Source organism: Streptosporangium subroseum (assembly GCF_900188345.1).
Lineage (GTDB): Bacteria > Actinomycetota > Actinomycetes > Streptosporangiales > Streptosporangiaceae > Streptosporangium > Streptosporangium subroseum.
Map to the genome: position 1 here is coordinate 162,913 of NZ_FZOD01000001.1, position 17,557 is coordinate 180,469.

Annotated in this window: 17 protein-coding genes; 10 read left to right on the top strand and 7 right to left on the bottom strand. The window is 68.8% G+C overall.

What is annotated here, in order from left to right; genetic code table 11:
• The first annotated feature begins 98 nt into the window (after window positions 1-98).
• Window positions 99-1,877, top strand: a complete 1,779-nt coding sequence (locus tag CHC08_RS52255) for a beta-propeller fold lactonase family protein (protein ID WP_218825052.1) — start codon at window positions 99-101, stop codon at window positions 1,875-1,877.
• Between the two features lie 221 nt (window positions 1,878-2,098).
• On the opposite strand, the gene CHC08_RS00760 is transcribed toward CHC08_RS52255, so the two are convergent.
• From CHC08_RS00760 to CHC08_RS00770, 3 genes are all read right to left on the bottom strand, one after another.
• The gene (locus tag CHC08_RS00760) at window positions 2,099-2,302 is read right to left on the bottom strand and encodes a DUF397 domain-containing protein (RefSeq protein WP_089205160.1); all 204 of its coding nucleotides are present in this window, start codon (window positions 2,300-2,302) and stop codon (window positions 2,099-2,101) included.
• Window positions 2,287-3,120, bottom strand: coding sequence for a helix-turn-helix domain-containing protein (locus tag CHC08_RS00765; protein ID WP_089205161.1), 834 nt, complete (start codon window positions 3,118-3,120; stop codon window positions 2,287-2,289). The genes CHC08_RS00760 and CHC08_RS00765 overlap by 16 nt, the downstream gene beginning before the upstream one ends.
• 302 nt (window positions 3,121-3,422) lie before the next feature.
• The gene (locus CHC08_RS00770; RefSeq protein WP_089205162.1) at window positions 3,423-4,205 is read right to left on the bottom strand and encodes an SAM-dependent methyltransferase; all 783 of its coding nucleotides are present in this window, start codon (window positions 4,203-4,205) and stop codon (window positions 3,423-3,425) included.
• A 394-nt stretch (window positions 4,206-4,599) separates the two neighbouring features.
• Here CHC08_RS00770 and CHC08_RS00775 point away from each other — a divergent pair, with 394 nt between their 5' ends.
• Window positions 4,600-5,229, top strand: a complete 630-nt coding sequence (locus CHC08_RS00775) for a hypothetical protein (RefSeq protein ID WP_089205163.1) — start codon at window positions 4,600-4,602, stop codon at window positions 5,227-5,229.
• 43 nt (window positions 5,230-5,272) lie between these two features.
• On the opposite strand, the gene CHC08_RS00780 is transcribed toward CHC08_RS00775, so the two are convergent.
• Window positions 5,273-5,713 carry an ester cyclase gene (locus CHC08_RS00780; protein ID WP_089205164.1) on the bottom strand — a complete coding sequence of 147 codons (441 nt, stop codon included), beginning with the start codon at window positions 5,711-5,713 and terminating at the stop codon, window positions 5,273-5,275.
• A gap of 476 nt (window positions 5,714-6,189) precedes the next feature.
• Here CHC08_RS00780 and CHC08_RS00785 point away from each other — a divergent pair, with 476 nt between their 5' ends.
• The 5 genes from CHC08_RS00785 to CHC08_RS00805 all read left to right on the top strand — a co-directional run bounded on the left by CHC08_RS00785 (window position 6,190) and on the right by CHC08_RS00805 (window position 11,826).
• Window positions 6,190-7,653 carry an extracellular solute-binding protein gene (locus CHC08_RS00785; protein WP_089205165.1) on the top strand — a complete coding sequence of 488 codons (1,464 nt, stop codon included), beginning with the start codon at window positions 6,190-6,192 and terminating at the stop codon, window positions 7,651-7,653.
• The gene (locus CHC08_RS00790; RefSeq protein WP_089205380.1) at window positions 7,653-8,588 is read left to right on the top strand and encodes a carbohydrate ABC transporter permease; all 936 of its coding nucleotides are present in this window, start codon (window positions 7,653-7,655) and stop codon (window positions 8,586-8,588) included. Before CHC08_RS00785 ends, CHC08_RS00790 begins: the two co-directional genes overlap by 1 nt.
• 64 nt (window positions 8,589-8,652) lie before the next feature.
• On the top strand, window positions 8,653-9,603 hold the full coding sequence (locus CHC08_RS00795) for a carbohydrate ABC transporter permease (RefSeq protein ID WP_218825053.1): 951 nt from the start codon (window positions 8,653-8,655) through the stop codon (window positions 9,601-9,603).
• An 11-nt stretch (window positions 9,604-9,614) separates the two neighbouring features.
• The gene (locus CHC08_RS00800) at window positions 9,615-10,703 is read left to right on the top strand and encodes an NAD(P)-dependent alcohol dehydrogenase (protein ID WP_245878048.1); all 1,089 of its coding nucleotides are present in this window, start codon (window positions 9,615-9,617) and stop codon (window positions 10,701-10,703) included.
• A gap of 4 nt (window positions 10,704-10,707) precedes the next feature.
• Window positions 10,708-11,826: an ABC transporter ATP-binding protein gene (locus CHC08_RS00805; RefSeq protein ID WP_089205167.1), complete on the top strand. Its 1,119-nt coding sequence runs from the start codon at window positions 10,708-10,710 to the stop codon at window positions 11,824-11,826.
• A 76-nt stretch (window positions 11,827-11,902) separates the two neighbouring features.
• Here the strand turns inward: CHC08_RS00805 and CHC08_RS00810 are convergent, their stop codons facing one another.
• Window positions 11,903-12,694, bottom strand: a complete 792-nt coding sequence (locus tag CHC08_RS00810) for an SDR family NAD(P)-dependent oxidoreductase (RefSeq protein ID WP_089205168.1) — start codon at window positions 12,692-12,694, stop codon at window positions 11,903-11,905.
• Between the two features lie 325 nt (window positions 12,695-13,019).
• Between CHC08_RS00810 and CHC08_RS00815 the strand changes: the two genes are divergently transcribed.
• From CHC08_RS00815 to CHC08_RS00825, 3 genes are all read left to right on the top strand, one after another.
• The gene (locus CHC08_RS00815; protein WP_089205169.1) at window positions 13,020-13,874 is read left to right on the top strand and encodes a class I SAM-dependent methyltransferase; all 855 of its coding nucleotides are present in this window, start codon (window positions 13,020-13,022) and stop codon (window positions 13,872-13,874) included.
• 120 nt (window positions 13,875-13,994) lie between these two features.
• Window positions 13,995-14,642, top strand: a complete 648-nt coding sequence (locus CHC08_RS00820) for a TetR/AcrR family transcriptional regulator (protein ID WP_089205170.1) — start codon at window positions 13,995-13,997, stop codon at window positions 14,640-14,642.
• 267 nt (window positions 14,643-14,909) lie between these two features.
• Complete coding sequence (locus tag CHC08_RS00825; protein ID WP_089205171.1) at window positions 14,910-15,614, top strand: hypothetical protein; 705 nt, start codon at window positions 14,910-14,912, stop codon at window positions 15,612-15,614.
• On the opposite strand, the gene CHC08_RS00830 is transcribed toward CHC08_RS00825, so the two are convergent.
• Together CHC08_RS00830 and CHC08_RS00835 are read right to left on the bottom strand one after the other, a co-directional pair.
• Window positions 15,554-16,216, bottom strand: a complete 663-nt coding sequence (locus tag CHC08_RS00830) for a response regulator (RefSeq protein ID WP_089205172.1) — start codon at window positions 16,214-16,216, stop codon at window positions 15,554-15,556. The genes CHC08_RS00825 and CHC08_RS00830 overlap by 61 nt on opposite strands.
• Window positions 16,217-16,285: 69 nt before the next feature.
• Window positions 16,286-17,392 (bottom strand): sensor histidine kinase, encoded by a 1,107-nt coding sequence (locus CHC08_RS00835; protein WP_143653037.1) that lies wholly within the window; start codon window positions 17,390-17,392, stop codon window positions 16,286-16,288.
• Window positions 17,393-17,557 lie beyond the last annotated feature (165 nt).

The following is a 17,557-nucleotide window of genomic DNA, read 5'->3' on the forward strand; positions in this document are numbered from 1 at the left end:
GGGCCGGTTCCAGCGCGGGCGAGGGTGGACGGGGCACCCAGACGTGTGAAGGCGTCATCGCGCGCGGCATCATCCTTCGACTCACCCTGAGGAACTTCATGCTTTCGACCACGCACGTCGTCACGCCCTTACGACGACGCCCGATGGCAGCCCTGTGCGCGCTGCTGACCGCCCTAGCCATGACCGGCCTCACCGCCATGCCCGCGCACGCGGCCGCTCAGACCTTCGCCTACGTCGCCAATCTTGCCGCAGGAACCGTATCGGTCGTCGATACCACCACCAACGCCGTCACCGCCACCGTCACCGTCGGCAGCAGCCCGGCGGGCGCGGCGGCATCCCCGAACGGCAGCCGCGTCTATATCACCAACAACGGCGGCGGTACCGTCTCGGTGATCGACACCGCCACCAACACCGTCGGCGCCACCATCACCGTCGGCGCAAGCCCGGCGGGCGTGGCAGTGTCCCCGGACGGCAGCCGCGCCTACATCGCCAACGGCGGCGGCAACACCGTCTCGGTGATCGACACCGCCACCAACACGGTCACCGCCACCATCGGCGTCGGCACAGTCCCGTTTGGGGTCGCGGTGTCCCCGGACGGCAGCCGCGTCTATGTCTCCAACCACGATTCCGACTCGGTGTCGGTGATCGACACCGCCACCAACATCGTCACCGCCACCGTCCCGGTCGGCGAAGCTCCGAACGGGGTCGCGGTGTCCCCGGACGGCAGCCGCGTCTACAGCGTCAACCAGAACTCGGCCTCCGTGTCGGTGATCGACACCGCCACCAACACCGTGGTCGCCACCGTCGCCGTCGAATACGCCCCCTTCACGGTCACGCTGACCCCGGACGGCAGCCGTGCCTACGTCGGCAACGTCGCCTCCGGCACCATCTCGGTGATCGACACCGCCACCAACACCGTCACCACCGCCTTCAGCGTCGGCGACAGCCCGTACGGGCTGGCTGTGGCCACGGACGGCGCCCATGTCTACGCCGCCAACGGCGGCGACGACAACGTCTCGGTGATCGACGCCGCCACCAACACCGTCACCGCCACCATCGCCGTCGGCGACTTCCCCTACGCGGTGGCCTTCGCCACACCCGGCGCCGCTCCATCCACCGACCTCGGCGTCACCGTCGCCGACTCGGCCGACCCCGTCAGCCAGGGCGGTACCTTCACCTACACCGCGACCATCACCAACAACGGGCCCGACGCCGCTACCGGGGTGAGCCTGTCCACCACCTTGTCCGGTACGGCCCGCACCATCATTTCCGCCGCCGCTTCCCAAGGCTCGTGCGCCGTCGCCGCGCCGACCATCACCTGCCCGCTCGGCGCGCTGGCCGACAGCGCCTCGGCCACGGTGACCATCACGGTCAAGCCCACCGCCACCGGTGCCCTGACCGCAACCTCCACGGTCACCGGCATCAAACCCGACCCCACCCCGGCCAACAACAGCGACGCCGAAAACACCACCGTCAACACGCCGCCCGCCGCCGACATCGACGTCGACCTCGGCGCCCAGCCGCACCTGGGCATCCTGACGCCCTACATCGGCTACACCCTGACCGCCCGCAACACCGGCCCGAACGCGGTCACCTCCGCCACCCTCACCGCGACCCTGCCGCCGGGCAAGACCGCCACCAATCTGGCAGCCGGATGCACCAGCGCCGCCGGCTCGGTCACCTGCGCCTACGGAGCCATCACCAGCGGCGCCAGCGCGAGTAAGACCTTCCGTCTGCCCCTGCGCCTGCTCTCCCTCGGCCAGGTCACGATCACCGGCACGCGCACCACCTCCGCGCCCGCCGACCCCAACCCGGCCAACAACAACGCCTCAGCCACCTGCACCGTCATCTCCGTTCTTCTGACCACCTGCCTCTGAACGCCGGGGGTGCCCGGCCAATCGGCGCCGGCCCATCGGCCGGGCACCCCGGCGAGCAGTCGGTCGCGGCCGACCTCGACGCCGTCGCAAACGATCTGGAGAGGTGGGCCGCGCACGGCCGTATACGGCGTCGCGGGAGTGGCTGGAGTCCCTGACGCATCTGCTGCCGATGCTGCCGGGTGAGACGACCACCGCGGTGGCATCCTGCCTTGATCGTGAAGCTAGACCGCGTTGTCGGTGCGGACCCAGCGGGTGAACGCTTCCCACTCCCCCGGCGTGAAGATCAATGCCGGACCCGCCTGATCCTTACTGTCACGGACCCCGACCCGCCCACCCGACAACCGGGCAACCTCCACGCAGTCGCCGCCGTTGTCACCCGAGAACGGCGACTTCACCCATATGGCTTCGTTCAGTTCCCGATCCATCGTTCTCTCATCTCTGTGATCGGCTCCAACGACGCCCGCTGCGGAAGTGCCTCAGCTCTGATCACCTCGTATCTGATGGTGATGTCCGCTATCTCGCCAGGTCTATCGGTGACTTGGCCATGACCGGCTGACTCCATATACGCAGTATTGGCGGCGCCCTTGGTCTGTGCAATGACAAATCCGCCCAGAAGACCGGTGGTGCTGCATGCGCCGAAGGGGAGGATCTGGATGGTGACATACGGCCGCTCTGCCATCTCAAGGAGGTGGTCGAGCTGGCCCGCCATGATTGTTTTGGTACCGATGAGGCGATTCAGAATCCCCTCGTCGAGGACGACCCAGAGCATGGGCGGGTCCTCCCGCTCCAGGATGAGTTGACGATCCAACCGGGCGGCCACGTGTCTCTCCACGCTTTCCACCGAGGCCCGAGGTCCGCCATTGAAGATCGACCGGGCATAGTCGGCCGTCTGTAACAGACCCGGCACGAGGAGCGGCTGCCAGGTGCGCAGGCTTTCGGCGGCCTGCTCTATCTCGGCCCAGGGCCGGAACCAGGCCGGTAGCTGCGCGGCGACATTGTCCATCATCTCCTTGATCCGGATGAGCGCCCCTTCGACGCCGAGGGCCTTGTCGCACCTCCTGACGAAGTCATCCGTGGGGCGTCTCCGGCCGGTCTCCGCCATGGAGATCGTGCCCAGCGCGAATCCTGTCCGTTTGGCCAGCTTTCCCTGGGTCAGACCGGCCTCCTGGCGATATCGGCGCAATTCATAGCCGAAGAAGGCAATTGGCGACTTGGTGGGATCGAGCTCCTTGGCGTGGGGCATAGGGGGTTACTGAAGGCCGGCGGTAATCGATGAAAGGCACTCACCGGCCATTCCCCGTCGCATCTCCGTATCCTGATTAAAGGGAGAACCGCGAACCGGACAGCCGGCTGTCCGAATGTCGCATATCGAAGTTCATTTCAATGAGGCGATCTCAGCGGGTTACGGCATGCGCGATGTGCGCGAGAACGATCGCGGCTCTGGTCCGTCTCGCGTCTGCCGCGGTCGTTCTGGGTTTCCGCCGGCCGTCGGTGGCGAGGCGCCGTTCGGCGACGCGCGATTCTCCGGCCCGACCGGCGGCCGGGTCAGCCGCTCTTACGACCGACCGCACCGAACTCGGACGTCGGCGTGGTGTCGTTACCGTCCGGGCGCCACCGCGAGCAGGTGACCAGGCCAGGGTCGAGCAGGTCGAGGCCGTCGAAGAAACGGGCGATCTGCTGCGGCGTACGGACGGCCATCTGGGCGGAGCCGCCGTCGTTCCACATCTCAAGGGCCCGGTCGACGGCCTCGGCGTTGACCTCACGGGTCGGGTGGGACATCACCAGGTAGCTGCCGGCAGGCACCGCGTCCATCAACGTCCGGACGATCTCGTACGCCTCATCGTCGTCGATGACGAAGTTGACGATGCCAAGCAGCATGACCGCGATCGGCTGACCGAAGTCCAGCGTTCTGCGGGCCTCCGCCAGGATCCGGTCCGGGTCGCGGACGTCCGCGTCAAGGTAGTCGGTGGCGCCCTCGGGGCTGCTCGTCAGCAGTGCCCGGGCATGCGCGAGGACCATCGGATCATTGTCCACGTAGACGACCCGGGAGTCGGGAGCGGTCGCCTGCGCGACCTCGTGAGTGTTGTCGGCGGTGGGTAGTCCGGTGCCGATGTCGAGAAACTGCCGGACACCGGCCTCACCGGCGAGATGCCGCACCGCGCGACCCAGGAACTCCCGGTTGAACCGAGCCGACTGCACCAGCTCCGGCATGAAGGCGAGCACCTGTTCCGCGGCCTCGCGATCGGCGGCGAAGTTGTCCTTCCCGCCGAGCAGGTAGTTCCACAGTCGCGCGGAATGAGCCACGGAAGTATCCAGCTCAGTCCACATTTCGCCTGCAGTGGGAGGAATGTCAGGCAACGGGTGCTCCTGCACAGGTCGAAAGCAAATGATCGTTAAGACAGACTACGGTGTCCTGTCGAGATTCCTCGTGAACTCCGTCGATTTCGATGATCACGCGACTGCGACGTGGCAGCGGGAGAAGAAATCCATGCGCCGGCGGGGCGGTGGCCCGGTACGGAGCACCGCCCCTGGACACCGGAGCATCATGGAAGCGTGAGACGGGTGCCGAGCGCGGAACCAACGCCCTCGACATCACACGCGAAGACACGACCGACCAGGCATCCCCGCGACCTCCGCTACAGAATGTGTCTAATCGACTACGAAGGGTACGGCGGTGAGGGAAGGTGCGAATCGGAGCGCCTGAAGTTCTTCAGGGGGAAAAATGCCTGTACGGGGTGCCCGGTCCGTTGCCGTCCCGGCGGCGGCGTTGCTGGCCGTGACGCTGCTCGGTGGCTGTGCCGGCGACCAGACGACCACCGCGAATCCCGAGATCGCGGCGACCAGGAACTCCGCGCCCGCGCCCGACCTGCCGGACCCCGGCGTCCCGCCCGCCGCGGGTGCGCCGGCGGTGGAAGCCGACCGGGAGTACGACGGGGAGTGCCCGGCCACGGCCAACGCCAGGCCGTTCGCCAAGACGCGTTTCGCGCTGCACGCGGGACTCGCCCTGGGTGCCTTCTATCGCTACATCTACAGGCCGCTGCGGAGCGGCGGCTTCGAACGCGGGGCGCCGAGACGGAAGCGGAACTTCCTGAAGGCGGCCGCGGCCGGTGCCTTCACCCTTCACGAACTGAGGGTCGCCAGGCGCTTCGCCATGGCCAACCCGACGCTGTGCAAGGGGACCAAGGCGGTCAGCGACAGCTTCGACAACCTGCTCGGCAAGCTGAAGAACGGCACCGCCACCCAGGCCGACCTCGACGCCAGCATGAGATCCTTCGAGTCCCTGCGGGAGAACGCCTCGAAGAACGGCTACAACTTCAAGGAGAGGAACGTCACCGTCCCCAGCGCGAGCTGAGCGCGGTCCTCGGCCTGGCGACGAGCGCCCGACCTACCCTGACCTACACGGTGGAGCCGTCAATCCTGGTCAGGCCGAAGCCGAGCTGGCTGTACAGCTCCAGCTGATCGAAGTATTCCCGGTGCGTGACGATCAGGCCGTCGGCGATGTGGGCCGCGCATGAGGCGCGGACGGTGATGCGACGGCCGGTTCCTTCCAGCTCGCGCCCGTCGGGCAGAAGGAGGGGCCCCATGTGGGTGCCGGTAATCGTCCATTCCGTGACCGCGGGCTCGTCGCAGGCGACCTCGAACCAGGCCGTCTGGTGAAAGTCCGGGAAGCCCTTGAAGAGATGCTCGTAGTACCAGGCGATCTGCTCGTACCCTTCTGCCACGCCCGCCGGCCCGACGAGGACGGCGTCCGGACTGTAGCACTCGAGCACTCGGTGCAGATCGTGGGCGTTGACCGCGTCGCACAGCCGGTTTTTGATCTCCCAAGAATTGGACATGACAGTGGCCCTTCGCTGGTGGGGGACGAGGCGTTGGTCCGCGGAGGCCCCCGATGTGGTCGGGATGACAGTGTCGCGGCGCCTCAGGTGGCGTCCCATCGGGTCTGAGCCTCGATAGGTGACGTCCCGTCGGGTCTGAGCCTCGACGGCACTCTTTCGAGGTTATCCATCAAGAAGTCAGCCACCGACCCCGAGGACGTTGTATGTGCACCATGGAAGGTGCTGCGGCTTCCCGACCGACCCATAACGGTGCAAGTAAGGCAAAGGGCGGCCTCGGTCCGATCGGGCGCGTTCAACGAATCCGCCGCCACTCCTCGGTTCAACAAACCCTGCCGCCACTTCTCAATGGAAGCCAAGGCCTCACATCTTTAGGACAAAACATCATATATATGTTTAAATCAATATTTTTGCGATATAACCGGATAAATGGAATAAATCTATCGTCGTTGCCCTGACCTGCGGTGTCAGGAGGTGCAGTGAGCGACCATCCATCTCAGCCGAGCAGGCGTGACGTTCTCCGTGGCGCGCTGGCCACCGGAGCCTCCCTGACGCTGGCCGGGAGCCTGAGCTCCTGCGGTTCCCGCGACGATGTGGCACGCGTCGCCGGGGGCGACCAGTGGCGGCAGTTCAAAGGTGCCACCCTGAACTTCATCTCGGAGAACACCGCTCCCACCGCGGCCATCGCCGCGAACCTCCGCCCGTTCACCGATCTGACGGGGATCAACGTCAACATCGTGACGCTGGAGCTGACCGCGCTGGTCCAGCGGGTCGCCCTCGACCTGGCCTCGGGCCGGGCCCAGTACCAGGTGGTCTACGCCGACCCCTACCAGGTTCTCGCGCCGTACCAGCGGGGGCTGGTGGACCTGCGCTCGTTGCAGGCCGATCCGAACCTGCCGGACCTGCCCCTCGGCCTCACCGACTTCATCCCCACCCAGCTGGACGCCGCCGGCAAGTTCGTCGAGCCCGCGCCCGTCTACGCCCTGCCGTACGACGCCCCGACGATGATCTGGCAGTACCGGCGCGACCTGTTCGACAAATACCGCGACCGCATGACAAACGACCTCGGCTTCGACCCCCGTCCGAGCGGTGACCGGACGTGGGAGGAGTATTTCAGGATCGCCCAGTGGTTCAACAAGAACGCGAAGTCGGACGTCGCGTACGGCACCGGCCATCAGGGCCGCCAGCACGACTCCCTGATGAACGACTTCAGCAACGTGCTCTGGTCCTACGGGGGCGACTACTTCGACAACGGCAAGGAAGTCGGGCGCATGGGGTCGCGGAGCCCCGGCCCGTGCCGGATCGACTCCGCCGCCGCGATCACCGGCGCGGAGTTCTACAACCGGCTGCTCGGCATCGCCGACCCCGCCTCGAAGACGTGGGACTGGGACGGCCTGGGCGCCGCGTTCCGCGCGGGTCGGCTGGCGATGTGCCCCAACTGGCACGAGTACGCGGCCAGCAACGAGGAGGTGCTGCCCGGCAAGGTCGACTACTCGCCACTGCCCAAGGGCCCGGGCGGCACGGCCAACATGTACGGGGGCACGGGGGTGGCGATCAGCGGGAACACGATGCCCAACGAGCGCGGGGCGGCCTGGCTGTTCATCGTGTGGGCCACCTCGCCCCAGACGCAGCTCGCCAACCTCAAGAGCAAGGCCGGTGGGGGCACTCCCACGCGTACCTCCGTCTACGAGCTGCCGGAGGTGCGCGCGGCCGAGAAGCGGCCCTCGTCGATGCCCAACATGCTCACGGCCGCCGCGGTGCGGCAGGCCTGGCAGCCCGACAAGATCGGCCTCCGGCCCAAGATCCCGATGTGGAACGAGTGCAACACCGCGATCTTCACGCAGCTGTCCCGGATGCTCACCGGGTCGGTGCCGCCCGAGGAGGCGATGCGTTCGATCAAGGAGCGGGTGGACCAGATCGTGGAACGGGGGTGGGTGGCCTGATGGCGCATGCCGCAGACTCCTCACCGGTGCTCCGCCAGGCCGCCCGGCCGCAGAGTTCCGCTCCCAAGGAGCCGCGCGTCGGCTTCGAGGGCAGGATGATGACGCCCGGCCTGATCCTGCTGGCCGCGCTGTCGATCGTGCCCTTCCTCGCCCTGATCGCGATGAGCTTCTCCCGTGTCCTGCTGCTGGGCGGGGTCCGGCTCGAGGTGATAGGCATCACCAACTGGGTGCGCTTCTTCACCGACGCCGACATGTGGATGTCGTGGCTCCGCACGATCATCTATTTCGTGCTCACCGTCGGGCTGGAGATGGCGCTGGGGGTGGGCATCGCGCTGTGCCTGTACCGGGTGCTGCGCGGCCGTAACATCCTGCTCAGCCTGCTGCTGCTGCCGATGTTCGCCGCACCCGTGATCGTCGGCCTGCTGGGCCGCTACCTCACCGACTCCACCTTCGGGCTCTACGCGTGGGTGCTGCGCTCCCTCGGTTACACCGGAGACATCCTCGGCAGCCCTGTCAGCGCCTTCGCCGCCGTCGTGCTGATGGACGTGTGGGAGTGGACCCCGTTGATCGCCCTGATCACCCTGGCCGGCCTGTCCAGCGTGCCGCAGTCGGTGCGGGAGGCCGCCGCCGTCGACGGCGCCCCGGCCTGGATGACGCTGCGGTACATCATCTTCCCCGCGATCGCCAACGTGCTGCTGGTCGCCCTGCTCATCCGCTCGATGGACGCCATCCGCTACTTCGACATCATCTGGGTCACCACCAACGGCGGACCCGCGGACGCGACCAAGATCGTCCCCATTCGGCTGTACGAGACCGCGTTCCGCTTCTTCGACCTCGGTTACGCCGCCGCCATCGGCCTGGCGATGCTGGCCTTCTCGATCTTCATCGCCCGCACCTTCGTCCGGTTGCTGGACACCAGGGGGCTGACCCGATGAGCACCCTCATGACGCCGCGATCATCCGTACCCCGGCGGGCCGCACGGGAAGGGGGGCCGACCCGATGAGCACCTCGATGACGCCGCGGTCGTCCGTACCCCGGCAGGCAGGCCCCGATCAGGCCGTACGGGGGAACGGGCACGGGATCCTCGCCGCCCCGCCGGGGATGCCGCAGTCCCCGCTGGAGGAGAGCAGCCGGCGCTCGCGGTGGGTGGTGGGGATTCTTCTCGCGGTGGCCCTGCTCTGGACGCTGGTCCCGCTGCTCTGGATGCTTCTGTCGTCGTTCAAGAACCGCACGGACGTGACCTCGGCCACGCCGCAGGTCCTGTTCGCGCCGACCCTGGACAACTACCGCAACCTGTTCACCGGCTCGAACAACCTCGGCCCTTACATCTGGCACAGCGTGCTCGCCGCCGGGATCTCCGCGCTGCTCGCGGTCTGCCTGGGCGCGCTCGCCGGCTACGGCCTGGCGCGGACCCAGATGCGCGGGAAGAAACACCTGGCCTTCTGGATCATCTCGACCCGCATGGCGCCCATCGCCGCGGTCGTGGTCCCGCTGTTCCTGATCTTCCGCGGGCTTGGCCTGATCGACTCGATTCCCGGCCTGGTGCTGGCCTACCTGACCTTCAACCTGCCGTTCGCCATCTGGCTGATGAGCGCGTTCTTCGCCGAGGTTCCGGCCTCCCTGGAGGAGTCGGCGCTCGTCGCCGGCTGCACCCGCTGGCAGGCCTTCCGCACGGTCATCCTCCCGCTGACCAAGTCGGGGCTGGTCACCACCTTCGTGCTCTGCCTGGTCTTCGCCTGGAACGACTACGCGTTCGCCGTGGTCTTCTCCGGGCCCAACTCCCAGACGCTGCCCATCGCCGCCTCCCAGCTGGTCACCCAGACGGGCATCGACTGGGGCCAGCTCACCGCCATCGGCACGATCGTGGTCGTGCCGATGATGCTCGCCGGGCTCGCCGTGCGCCGCTGGCTGGTCACCGGGCTCACCCTCGGCGCCGTCACCGGAGAGTAGGAGCGTGGGCCATGACCTCGCACAACGTTCATCCTCGGTCCCACCACCGGCGCGGAGGGGAACCGAAGGCCACGCGCGAGCACACCATGCGCGCGGCGGTGCTGCACGGCGTGGGAAAGATCACGCTGGAGGAGCGGCCCCGGCCCGAGCCCGGCCCGCGGGAGGTGCTCGTACGGGTCGCCTCGGTCGGGACGTGCGGTTCCGACGTGCACTACTACGAGCACGGGCGGATCGGCGACTTCGTGGTGGAGTCACCGCTGGTGCTCGGCCACGAGCCCTCCGGGACGGTGGTCGCCGCCGGGTCCGGGGCCGGCCGTCACCGCCTGGGGCAGCGCGTCTCGCTGGAGCCGGGGGTGCCCGACTTCACCTGCCCGCAGTGCCGAGCCGGCCGCTACAACCTCTGCCCGCGGATGCGATTTTTCGGCACCCCTCCGATCGACGGCGCCTTCTGCGAGTACGTCGTCGTGCACGAGGAGTTCGCCCACCCCGTCCCGGACGCCCTGTCCGATGACGCCGCCGCCCTGATCGAGCCGCTGTCGGTGGGCGTGTGGTCCTGCGGGAAGGCACGGGTCGGGCCGGGCACCCGCGTGCTCGTCACCGGCGCGGGCCCGGTCGGGCTGCTCTGCCTGCAGGCCGCCCTGGCCTTCGGCGCCACCGACGTCATGATCACCGATGTCAACCCCGTCCGGCTCGGGCTGGCGCGTGACCTGGGGGCGAGCGCGACCCTCGACGTACGGGAGGACCGCCTGGCCGATGCCGCGTTCGACCCCGACGTACTGCTCGAATGCTCGGGTCATCCCGCCGCCATCGGGGAGGCCGTCCGCTCGGTGGAGCGGGCCGGCCGGGTCGTCCTCGTCGGCATGGGCGGGGACGAGATCCCGCTGCCGCTGGCGCACGTGCAGACGCGTGAGCTTGAGGTGACGGGCACGTTCCGCTACGCGAACACCTGGCCGACGGCCATCGAACTGGTCGTCTCGGGACGCGTCCGGCTGGACGCCCTGGTCACCGGCCACTACGGCCTGGCCGAGGTCGAGCAGGCGCTCACGGCGGGGACCCGCGACCCCGGATTGGTCAAGGCCGTCGTACAACCGCAGGAGTGATGACATGGCCAGAGTCCTTTACGACGAGGCGACCCGCGTTTACCCCGGGTCCACGCAGCCCGCGGTGGACGCCCTCGACCTCGACATCGCCGACGGCGAGTTCCTGGTCCTCGTCGGTCCGTCCGGCTGCGGGAAGTCCACCTCCCTGCGCATGCTCGCCGGGCTTGAGAGGGTCGACGGCGGTCGCATCGCCATCGGCGAGCGTGATGTCACCCACCTGCCGCCGCGCGACCGGGACATCGCGATGGTGTTCCAGAACTACGCGCTCTACCCGCACATGTCGGTGGCCGACAACATGGGCTTCGCCCTGCGGGTGATCAAGGTTCCCAAGGACGAGCGCAACCGCCGGGTCCTCGAGGCGGCCCGCCTGCTGGATCTGGAGGAGTTCCTCGACCGCAAGCCCAAGGCGCTCTCCGGCGGCCAACGGCAACGCGTGGCCATGGGCAGGGCGATCGTGCGCGAGCCGAAGGTGTTCCTGATGGACGAGCCGCTGTCCAACCTGGACGCCAAGCTGCGCGTGCAGACCCGAACCCAGGTCGCCGCCCTGCAGCGCAGGCTCGGGACGACAACCGTCTACGTGACCCACGACCAGGTCGAGGCCATGACGATGGGCGACCGGGTCGCGGTCCTCAAGGACGGGCTCCTGCAGCAGGTCGACACGCCGCTGCGCCTCTACCAGCAGCCGGCCAACGTCTTCGTCGCCGGCTTCATCGGCTCCCCGTCGATGAACCTGGCCGAATATCGCGTCGAGGGCGAGGAGGCGGTCCTCTCCGGCGGGACGCGGACGCGGCTGACCCGCGAGACGCTCAAGGCGCTCAGGGACGAGGGAACCGACCGCGTCATCCTGGGCTTCCGGCCCGAGGCCGTCGAGGTGGTCGGCGACGCCGACAAGGACCACACGACCTTCCCGGTCACCGTCACCGTCGTCGAGGAGCTCGGCTCGGACGCCTTCCTCTACGGCCAGTACGCCGACGCGACCGATCCGGCCCTCCGCGAGGAGACCGTCATCGCCCGGGTCGACCCCACCGCGCCGCCCTCCAAGGGCGCCCGCGTCTTCCTGCGGATCGTGCCGGGCAAGGAACAGCTCTTCTCGGCCGGCACCGGCCTGCGACTGCCCACCTGACGGCCGGACGCGAACCTCGATCCCCGCACTGCCCATCTGACGGCCGGACGCGAACCCCGGTCCCGGCTGGCGGGACTCATATCGTGAGGCCGCCGTCGACGGGCACGACCGCGCCGGTGACGTACGAGGCGCGGTCGCTCAGCAGCCAGGCGGCCGCTTCGGCGACCTCCTCCGGGGCGGCGACGCGGCGCAGTGGAGTGCCGGCGCTGAACTCCTCGGCGATGGCCGGTTCCTCCGCGACCAGCCGCTGGAACATCGCGGTCCTGGTGGTGCCCGGAGCGATGGCGTTGACCCGGATGCCCTCGGGCCCGTACTCGACGGCGGCGGTCTCGGTGAGGCTGTTCACCGCCCGCTTGGAGGCGGAGTACGGTCCCAGCTTCGCGCTGGCCCTGAGGCCGGCGGTACTGCTGTTGTTGACGATCGCCCCGCCCCCGGCCGTCGCGCGCATCGCCTTGATCTCCGCCACCATGGCCAGCCAGACGCCCTTGTAGTCGATCGAGGTGACCCGGTCGAAGTCTTTGTCGGGCACCTCGGCCAGGGGTACGTGAGAAATGGACACTCCGGCGTTGTTGAAGGCGACGTCGAGGCGCCCGTGGCGCTCCACCACCGTGTCGACCGCGTTCTGGATGCTCTCCGCGTCGGCCATGTCGGCCACCACGTAGTCGGCGGTGCCGCCGCCCGCCCGGATCTCGTCGACCACGTCGCTCAGCTCGGACTCGGTGCGTGAGGTCAGCACGACCGACGCGCCCTCCCGGGCGAAGAGCCGTGCGGCGGCGGCGCCGATGCCCCGCCCCGCCCCGCTGACCAGTGCCACCTTGTCTTCGAGGAGCCCGTGAGCGGCAGCGTTCGTACCGTTGCTTTCTGTCATCGATTTGCTCATATATCCAGTTTGTGACAGTTGGACCGCCTCGGCCTCTCAATAGCGATATCTCGCCGACCTGCGATAACGGTCGTTCAACGGATGCAAATGCGGGCAAACCGGCGTGCGGCCCTCACCTGTCGCGGCACAGGCCGTCCGGACCGGATGAACCGTCCGCCCAGGGCCTCCTGATTTTTGTGTTCCGTTGACACCCCCGGCCCCGTACATCAATATGAACATACGTTCATGAACGTCTGTTCATAATAAGCGTCCCACCGAACCGAGACCCCGAGGCCGGCGAAGCCATTCGATCGCGCCCACAGGAGGAAAAAGGATGCATTCCATCGTCAACACCGAGCAGGCCGAGGCGTGGAACGGCTACGAGGGCAACCACTGGGCCGATCACCAGGACCGCTACGACGCCGTGAACAGCGGGTTCAACGACCACCTGCTCGCGGCGGCCGCCATCGGCGAGCGGGACCGGGTGCTCGACATCGGGTGCGGAAACGGGCAGGTGACCCGGCTGGCCGCCCGGCGGGCGCGGCTCGGGCACGCCGCCGGGGTCGACCTGTCGGCGCCGATGCTCCAGCGGGCCCGCGCCACCGCCGCCGACGAGGGGGTCGCCAACGTGACCTTCGAGCAGGGAGACGCCCAGATCCACCCCTTCCCCACCGCGGGCTTCGACGTGGCGGTCAGCCGCTTCGGGATCATGTTCTTCACCGACCCGGTCGCCGCGTTCGCCAACATCGGCCGCGCGCTGCGGCCGGGAGGCCGCCTCGCCTTCCTGGCCCTGCGGGACATGAGCGACAACGACCTGGGCGCCGTCTTCGCGGCGATGGCCGAACACCTGCCCCCGGGCTCGTCGTGGCCCGCCTCCGACGGGCCGGCCCCCTCCGGGCCGGAGTCGCTGGCCGACCCGGCCCGCATCCGCGAGGTGCTCACCGGCGCCGGCTACGAGAAGGTGACCTCGGTGCCCATCGATGCGCCCCAGGTGTGGGGTAGGGACGCCGCGGACGCGGCCAGGTTCCTCCACGCCTGGGGCCCCGTCCGCCACATGCTCGGCCAGGTCGACCAGACCACCGCCGCCCGGGCCCGTGACGCGCTCACGGCGGCGATGCGGCCCTATGAAGAGCCCGACACCGTACGGCTGCGCGGCGCCGCCTGGCTCGTCACCGCCACCCGCCCCTGACCAACCGCCAGGCGACGACGCGGACCATACACAAAGGAGCCCGACGCCGTACGGCTGCGCGGCGCCCTCTGACCGTCTGCCGGGCGACGCGCGGGTCGTGGCACTCATACGATGCAGGTGATGTCACCGAGAAAAGCAGCCGTCCTGCGTGACGGCGGCGGCGGTCAGAGCCTGCGCGAGCACCTGATCTCCGCCGCCGAACGCCTCATAGCCCTGCGCGGCACCGTCGGCCTCACCGTGCGCGACATCGCCCGGGAGGCCCAGGTCGCCGACGGCGTGCTCTACAACCACTTCGCGGGCAAGGAGGAGCTCCTCGCGCTCGCCCTGCACGCCCACGTCCAGACCGTGGAACGCGAGCTGGTCGAGCTGCCCGGCAAGGCCGGCAGCGGCACCGTCGAGGCCAACCTGCACGTCTACCTCACCCACGGCGTGGCCCTGCACACCGCCATCCTGCCCGCCTTCGCGGGCCTGCTCGGCCGGCCCGAGGTCCTCGCCCTGTTCGCCGGCATGCCCAGCCCCGTCGGAGACGGGCTGGGACTGCGGGCGCACCTGGCCGGCTACCTGCGCGCCGAGCAGGATCTCGGCCGCATCGCCCGGGGCGTCAGCGTCGAGGCCGCCGCCACGATGATCATCGGTGCCTGTCACGAGCTGGTCCTGCCCCCCATGCTCTTCGATCCCACCGCGACCTCGGTCCAGGTCCCGCCCGGCTTCGTGGACGACCTGGTCGCCATCGTCATGAACGGCCTCCGCCCGGCCCGTACCCCCTGAGGGCCGTCCCACCGAACCTCCGGAAGGCCGGCCCGCGCCACCCCGTCCGGACCTCCGAAGGACCGTCCCACCGAACCTCCTGAGAGTCAGCCGCGCCACCCGGCCCGGACCTCCGAGGGTCGTCCCATCGGATCTCCGGAGGCACGTCCGCGCCACGCCTCGACCTCCGCGCGGGGGACGGCGGATCCGCCCGGAGACGGACGACCGGGAGGGAAGCGGCGACCTACCGTTCTGTGCGACAAGTCCCGCGCAGGCAAGGAAAATCACATGTTCAAGGACTCAGCCGACTTCAGACGCGTCGCCTCCGGCACGCTGCTGATCGCCGCGCCTCTGCTCCAGGCGGTCGCCGCCGTCGTCGACCCGGGCACCTGGGGCGACGAGCGCGAGGCCGTCGGCTACGGCGCCAACCCCGCGCTCGCACAACTCCAGTCGGCGATGTATCACTGGTCCTACCTGCTGATGGCCCTGGCGACTCTCGGCCTGCTGCACGTGATGCGCCGCCGTGCCGTGGTCTTCGGCCACGTCGTCGGCACGCTGACCGTCCTCGGCTACGTCAACTTGTCGGGCCTGCTCATGATCGACCCGGTGGAGTGGTGGCTCGGGCAGCACAACACACCGGAGAGGACCCAGCAGATCCTCGACGAGATGCTGAACCTGCCCGGCGTGGTCTTCGGTTTCCAGCTGCCGTGGCTGTTCCTCGGCCTCTTCGGCCTGCCCGTCCTGCTGGTCGGCGTGTGGCGGGCCGGGTTCGCGCACTGGTGGGTGCCCCTCCTCGCCGGCATCGGCTACGGCGCCTCGCTGCTGATTCCGTACGGCCCGGTGACCGTCGCGGCGTGGAGTGCGGCGGCCGTCGCGCTGGGCTCGCTCGGGATCAGGATGCTCCGGATGAGCCGCGAGGAGTGGATCTCCCACTACCCGACGGCCGTCCCGGGACGGACCACGCCCGACTCATACGCGAACACCACCGCCTGAGCCCGATCCCGCAGATGGAGTTTCATCAGCACCCTCGCCACGTGGGTCTTCACCGTGGCCTCACCGACGAAGAGCTTGGCCGCGATCTCGGCGTTGGTCAGGCCGCGGGCCAGGGAGTGCAGCACCTCCAGCTCGCGCGGGGTGAGGTCGGCCAGCTGCGGCGGGGGCACGGGGTCGTGGCGGCCGGCGAAGGAGGCGATGACCCGGGTGGTGACGGCGGGGTCGAGCAGGGCGTCACCACCGGCGACGACACGGATGGCGTCCAGGAGCTGTTCGGGCGGCGAGACCTTGAGCAGGAAACCGCTGCTCCCCGTGCGGAGCGCGGCGTAGAGGTTCTCGTCGGTGTCGAAGGTCGTCAGCATGACGACCTTCGGCGGGTCCGGCCAGTCCAGCAGCTGCTTCGCGGCGGTGAGGCCGTCCATGCGCGGCATCGAGATGTCCATCAGCACGAGGTCCGGCCGGGTACGTCGAGCCACCGCGACGGCCTCGACCCCGTCGGGCGCCTCTCCCACCACCTCCATGCCGGGCTCGCTCTCCACGATGAGCCTGAGCCCGGCACGGACCATCGCCTGGTCGTCGGCGATGACGATGCGAATGCTCATTCCTTCTCCCTGACCGGTGGTTCGGTGGTTCGTTCACGGGGGTGCCCCGTCATCGGCGGTGTCGCCGGATCATCTGATCCACTCATTCGCGAACGTCTCCAGGGAGATCGGCAGAGAGGCGTGGACCCGGAACCCGCCCCCGGGACGTGGGCCGGCCTCGAACACGCCGCCGAACAGCGCGGCCCGCTCGCGCATGCCGGCGAGACCGTTGCCCGTCGACAGCCCCGGCGGGCCGCCACCGCCCTCGTCGAGGACCTCCACCTCCACGGAGCCGGGCCGGTAGGAGACGGTGACCCGGATCGCGGACTCCCCCGCGTGCTTGACCGCGTTGGTGAGCGCCTCCTGCGTGATGCGGTAGGCCGACAGGTCCAGCCCGGGGGCGAGCCGTACCGCCTCGCCTCTCACGTCGAGGGTGATCCGCAGCCCCGAGGAGACGAGCGCGTTCACCATGCCGGGCAGCAGGTCCAGACCCGGCTGCGGAATGGTCTCGTCCAGGGGCATGCGCAGCGCGCCGAGCATGACCCGCAGTTCTTCCACGGCCTCGCGGCCCATCCGCTCGATGCCGAGGAGCGCCTCGGCGTCCCCGCTCCCCGTACGGCGGAGCACCCCGGCCTGCATGACCATCATGCTGACGCTGTGGGCGACGACGTCGTGCAGCTCGCGGGCGATGCGGATCCGCTCTTCGGCGACGGCCTCGGCGGCTCGGCGTTCCCTGTCACGTTCCAACCGTTCGGCGTGGGCGGACAGGCGGAGCGTGCGTGTGGCGTGGGCGTGCAGGGCGAGGCCGGTGAGGTAGGCGGCGGCGAAAACGACGGTCAGGAAGGTGGCCTCACCGAACGGGAGCCCGCGATGGTCGACGGCGCCCGAGTCGAAGGCCAGGACTCCGGCGACGGCCCAGGCCAGGCCGGGCTTGAGGGGGAGCTCGGCGCCGATCGTGTGAAAGGCGATCAGCAGGGAGGCGAGCTGCCAGGTCTGGCAGAACTCGTACCCCTGCCGGTACCAGACGTACTGGGCGAGGATCATGAGGATGAAGACCGCGACCGGCGCCCTGCGGCGGAACCACACGAGCACGCCGGTGACAATCGCCTGACCGATCCACCACGGTTCGGGTGTCTCGGCGGCGCCGTACTCGGTCGCGACGGTAAACGCCTCGAGCATGCCGAGAGCGACAATCACGCAACCGATGAGCGCATCGGATTTCGACACCGTACGGAGGTGTCGAAAGAAGGGAGACGGAACCGCCATGTTCGGAGACTAAAGCCTCATGTCCTCCATGCATACAGGACAAGTCATCCAGGCAAGCCACCCACAAGTGGGACCTAAGTCATTTCCCCCAAAAGA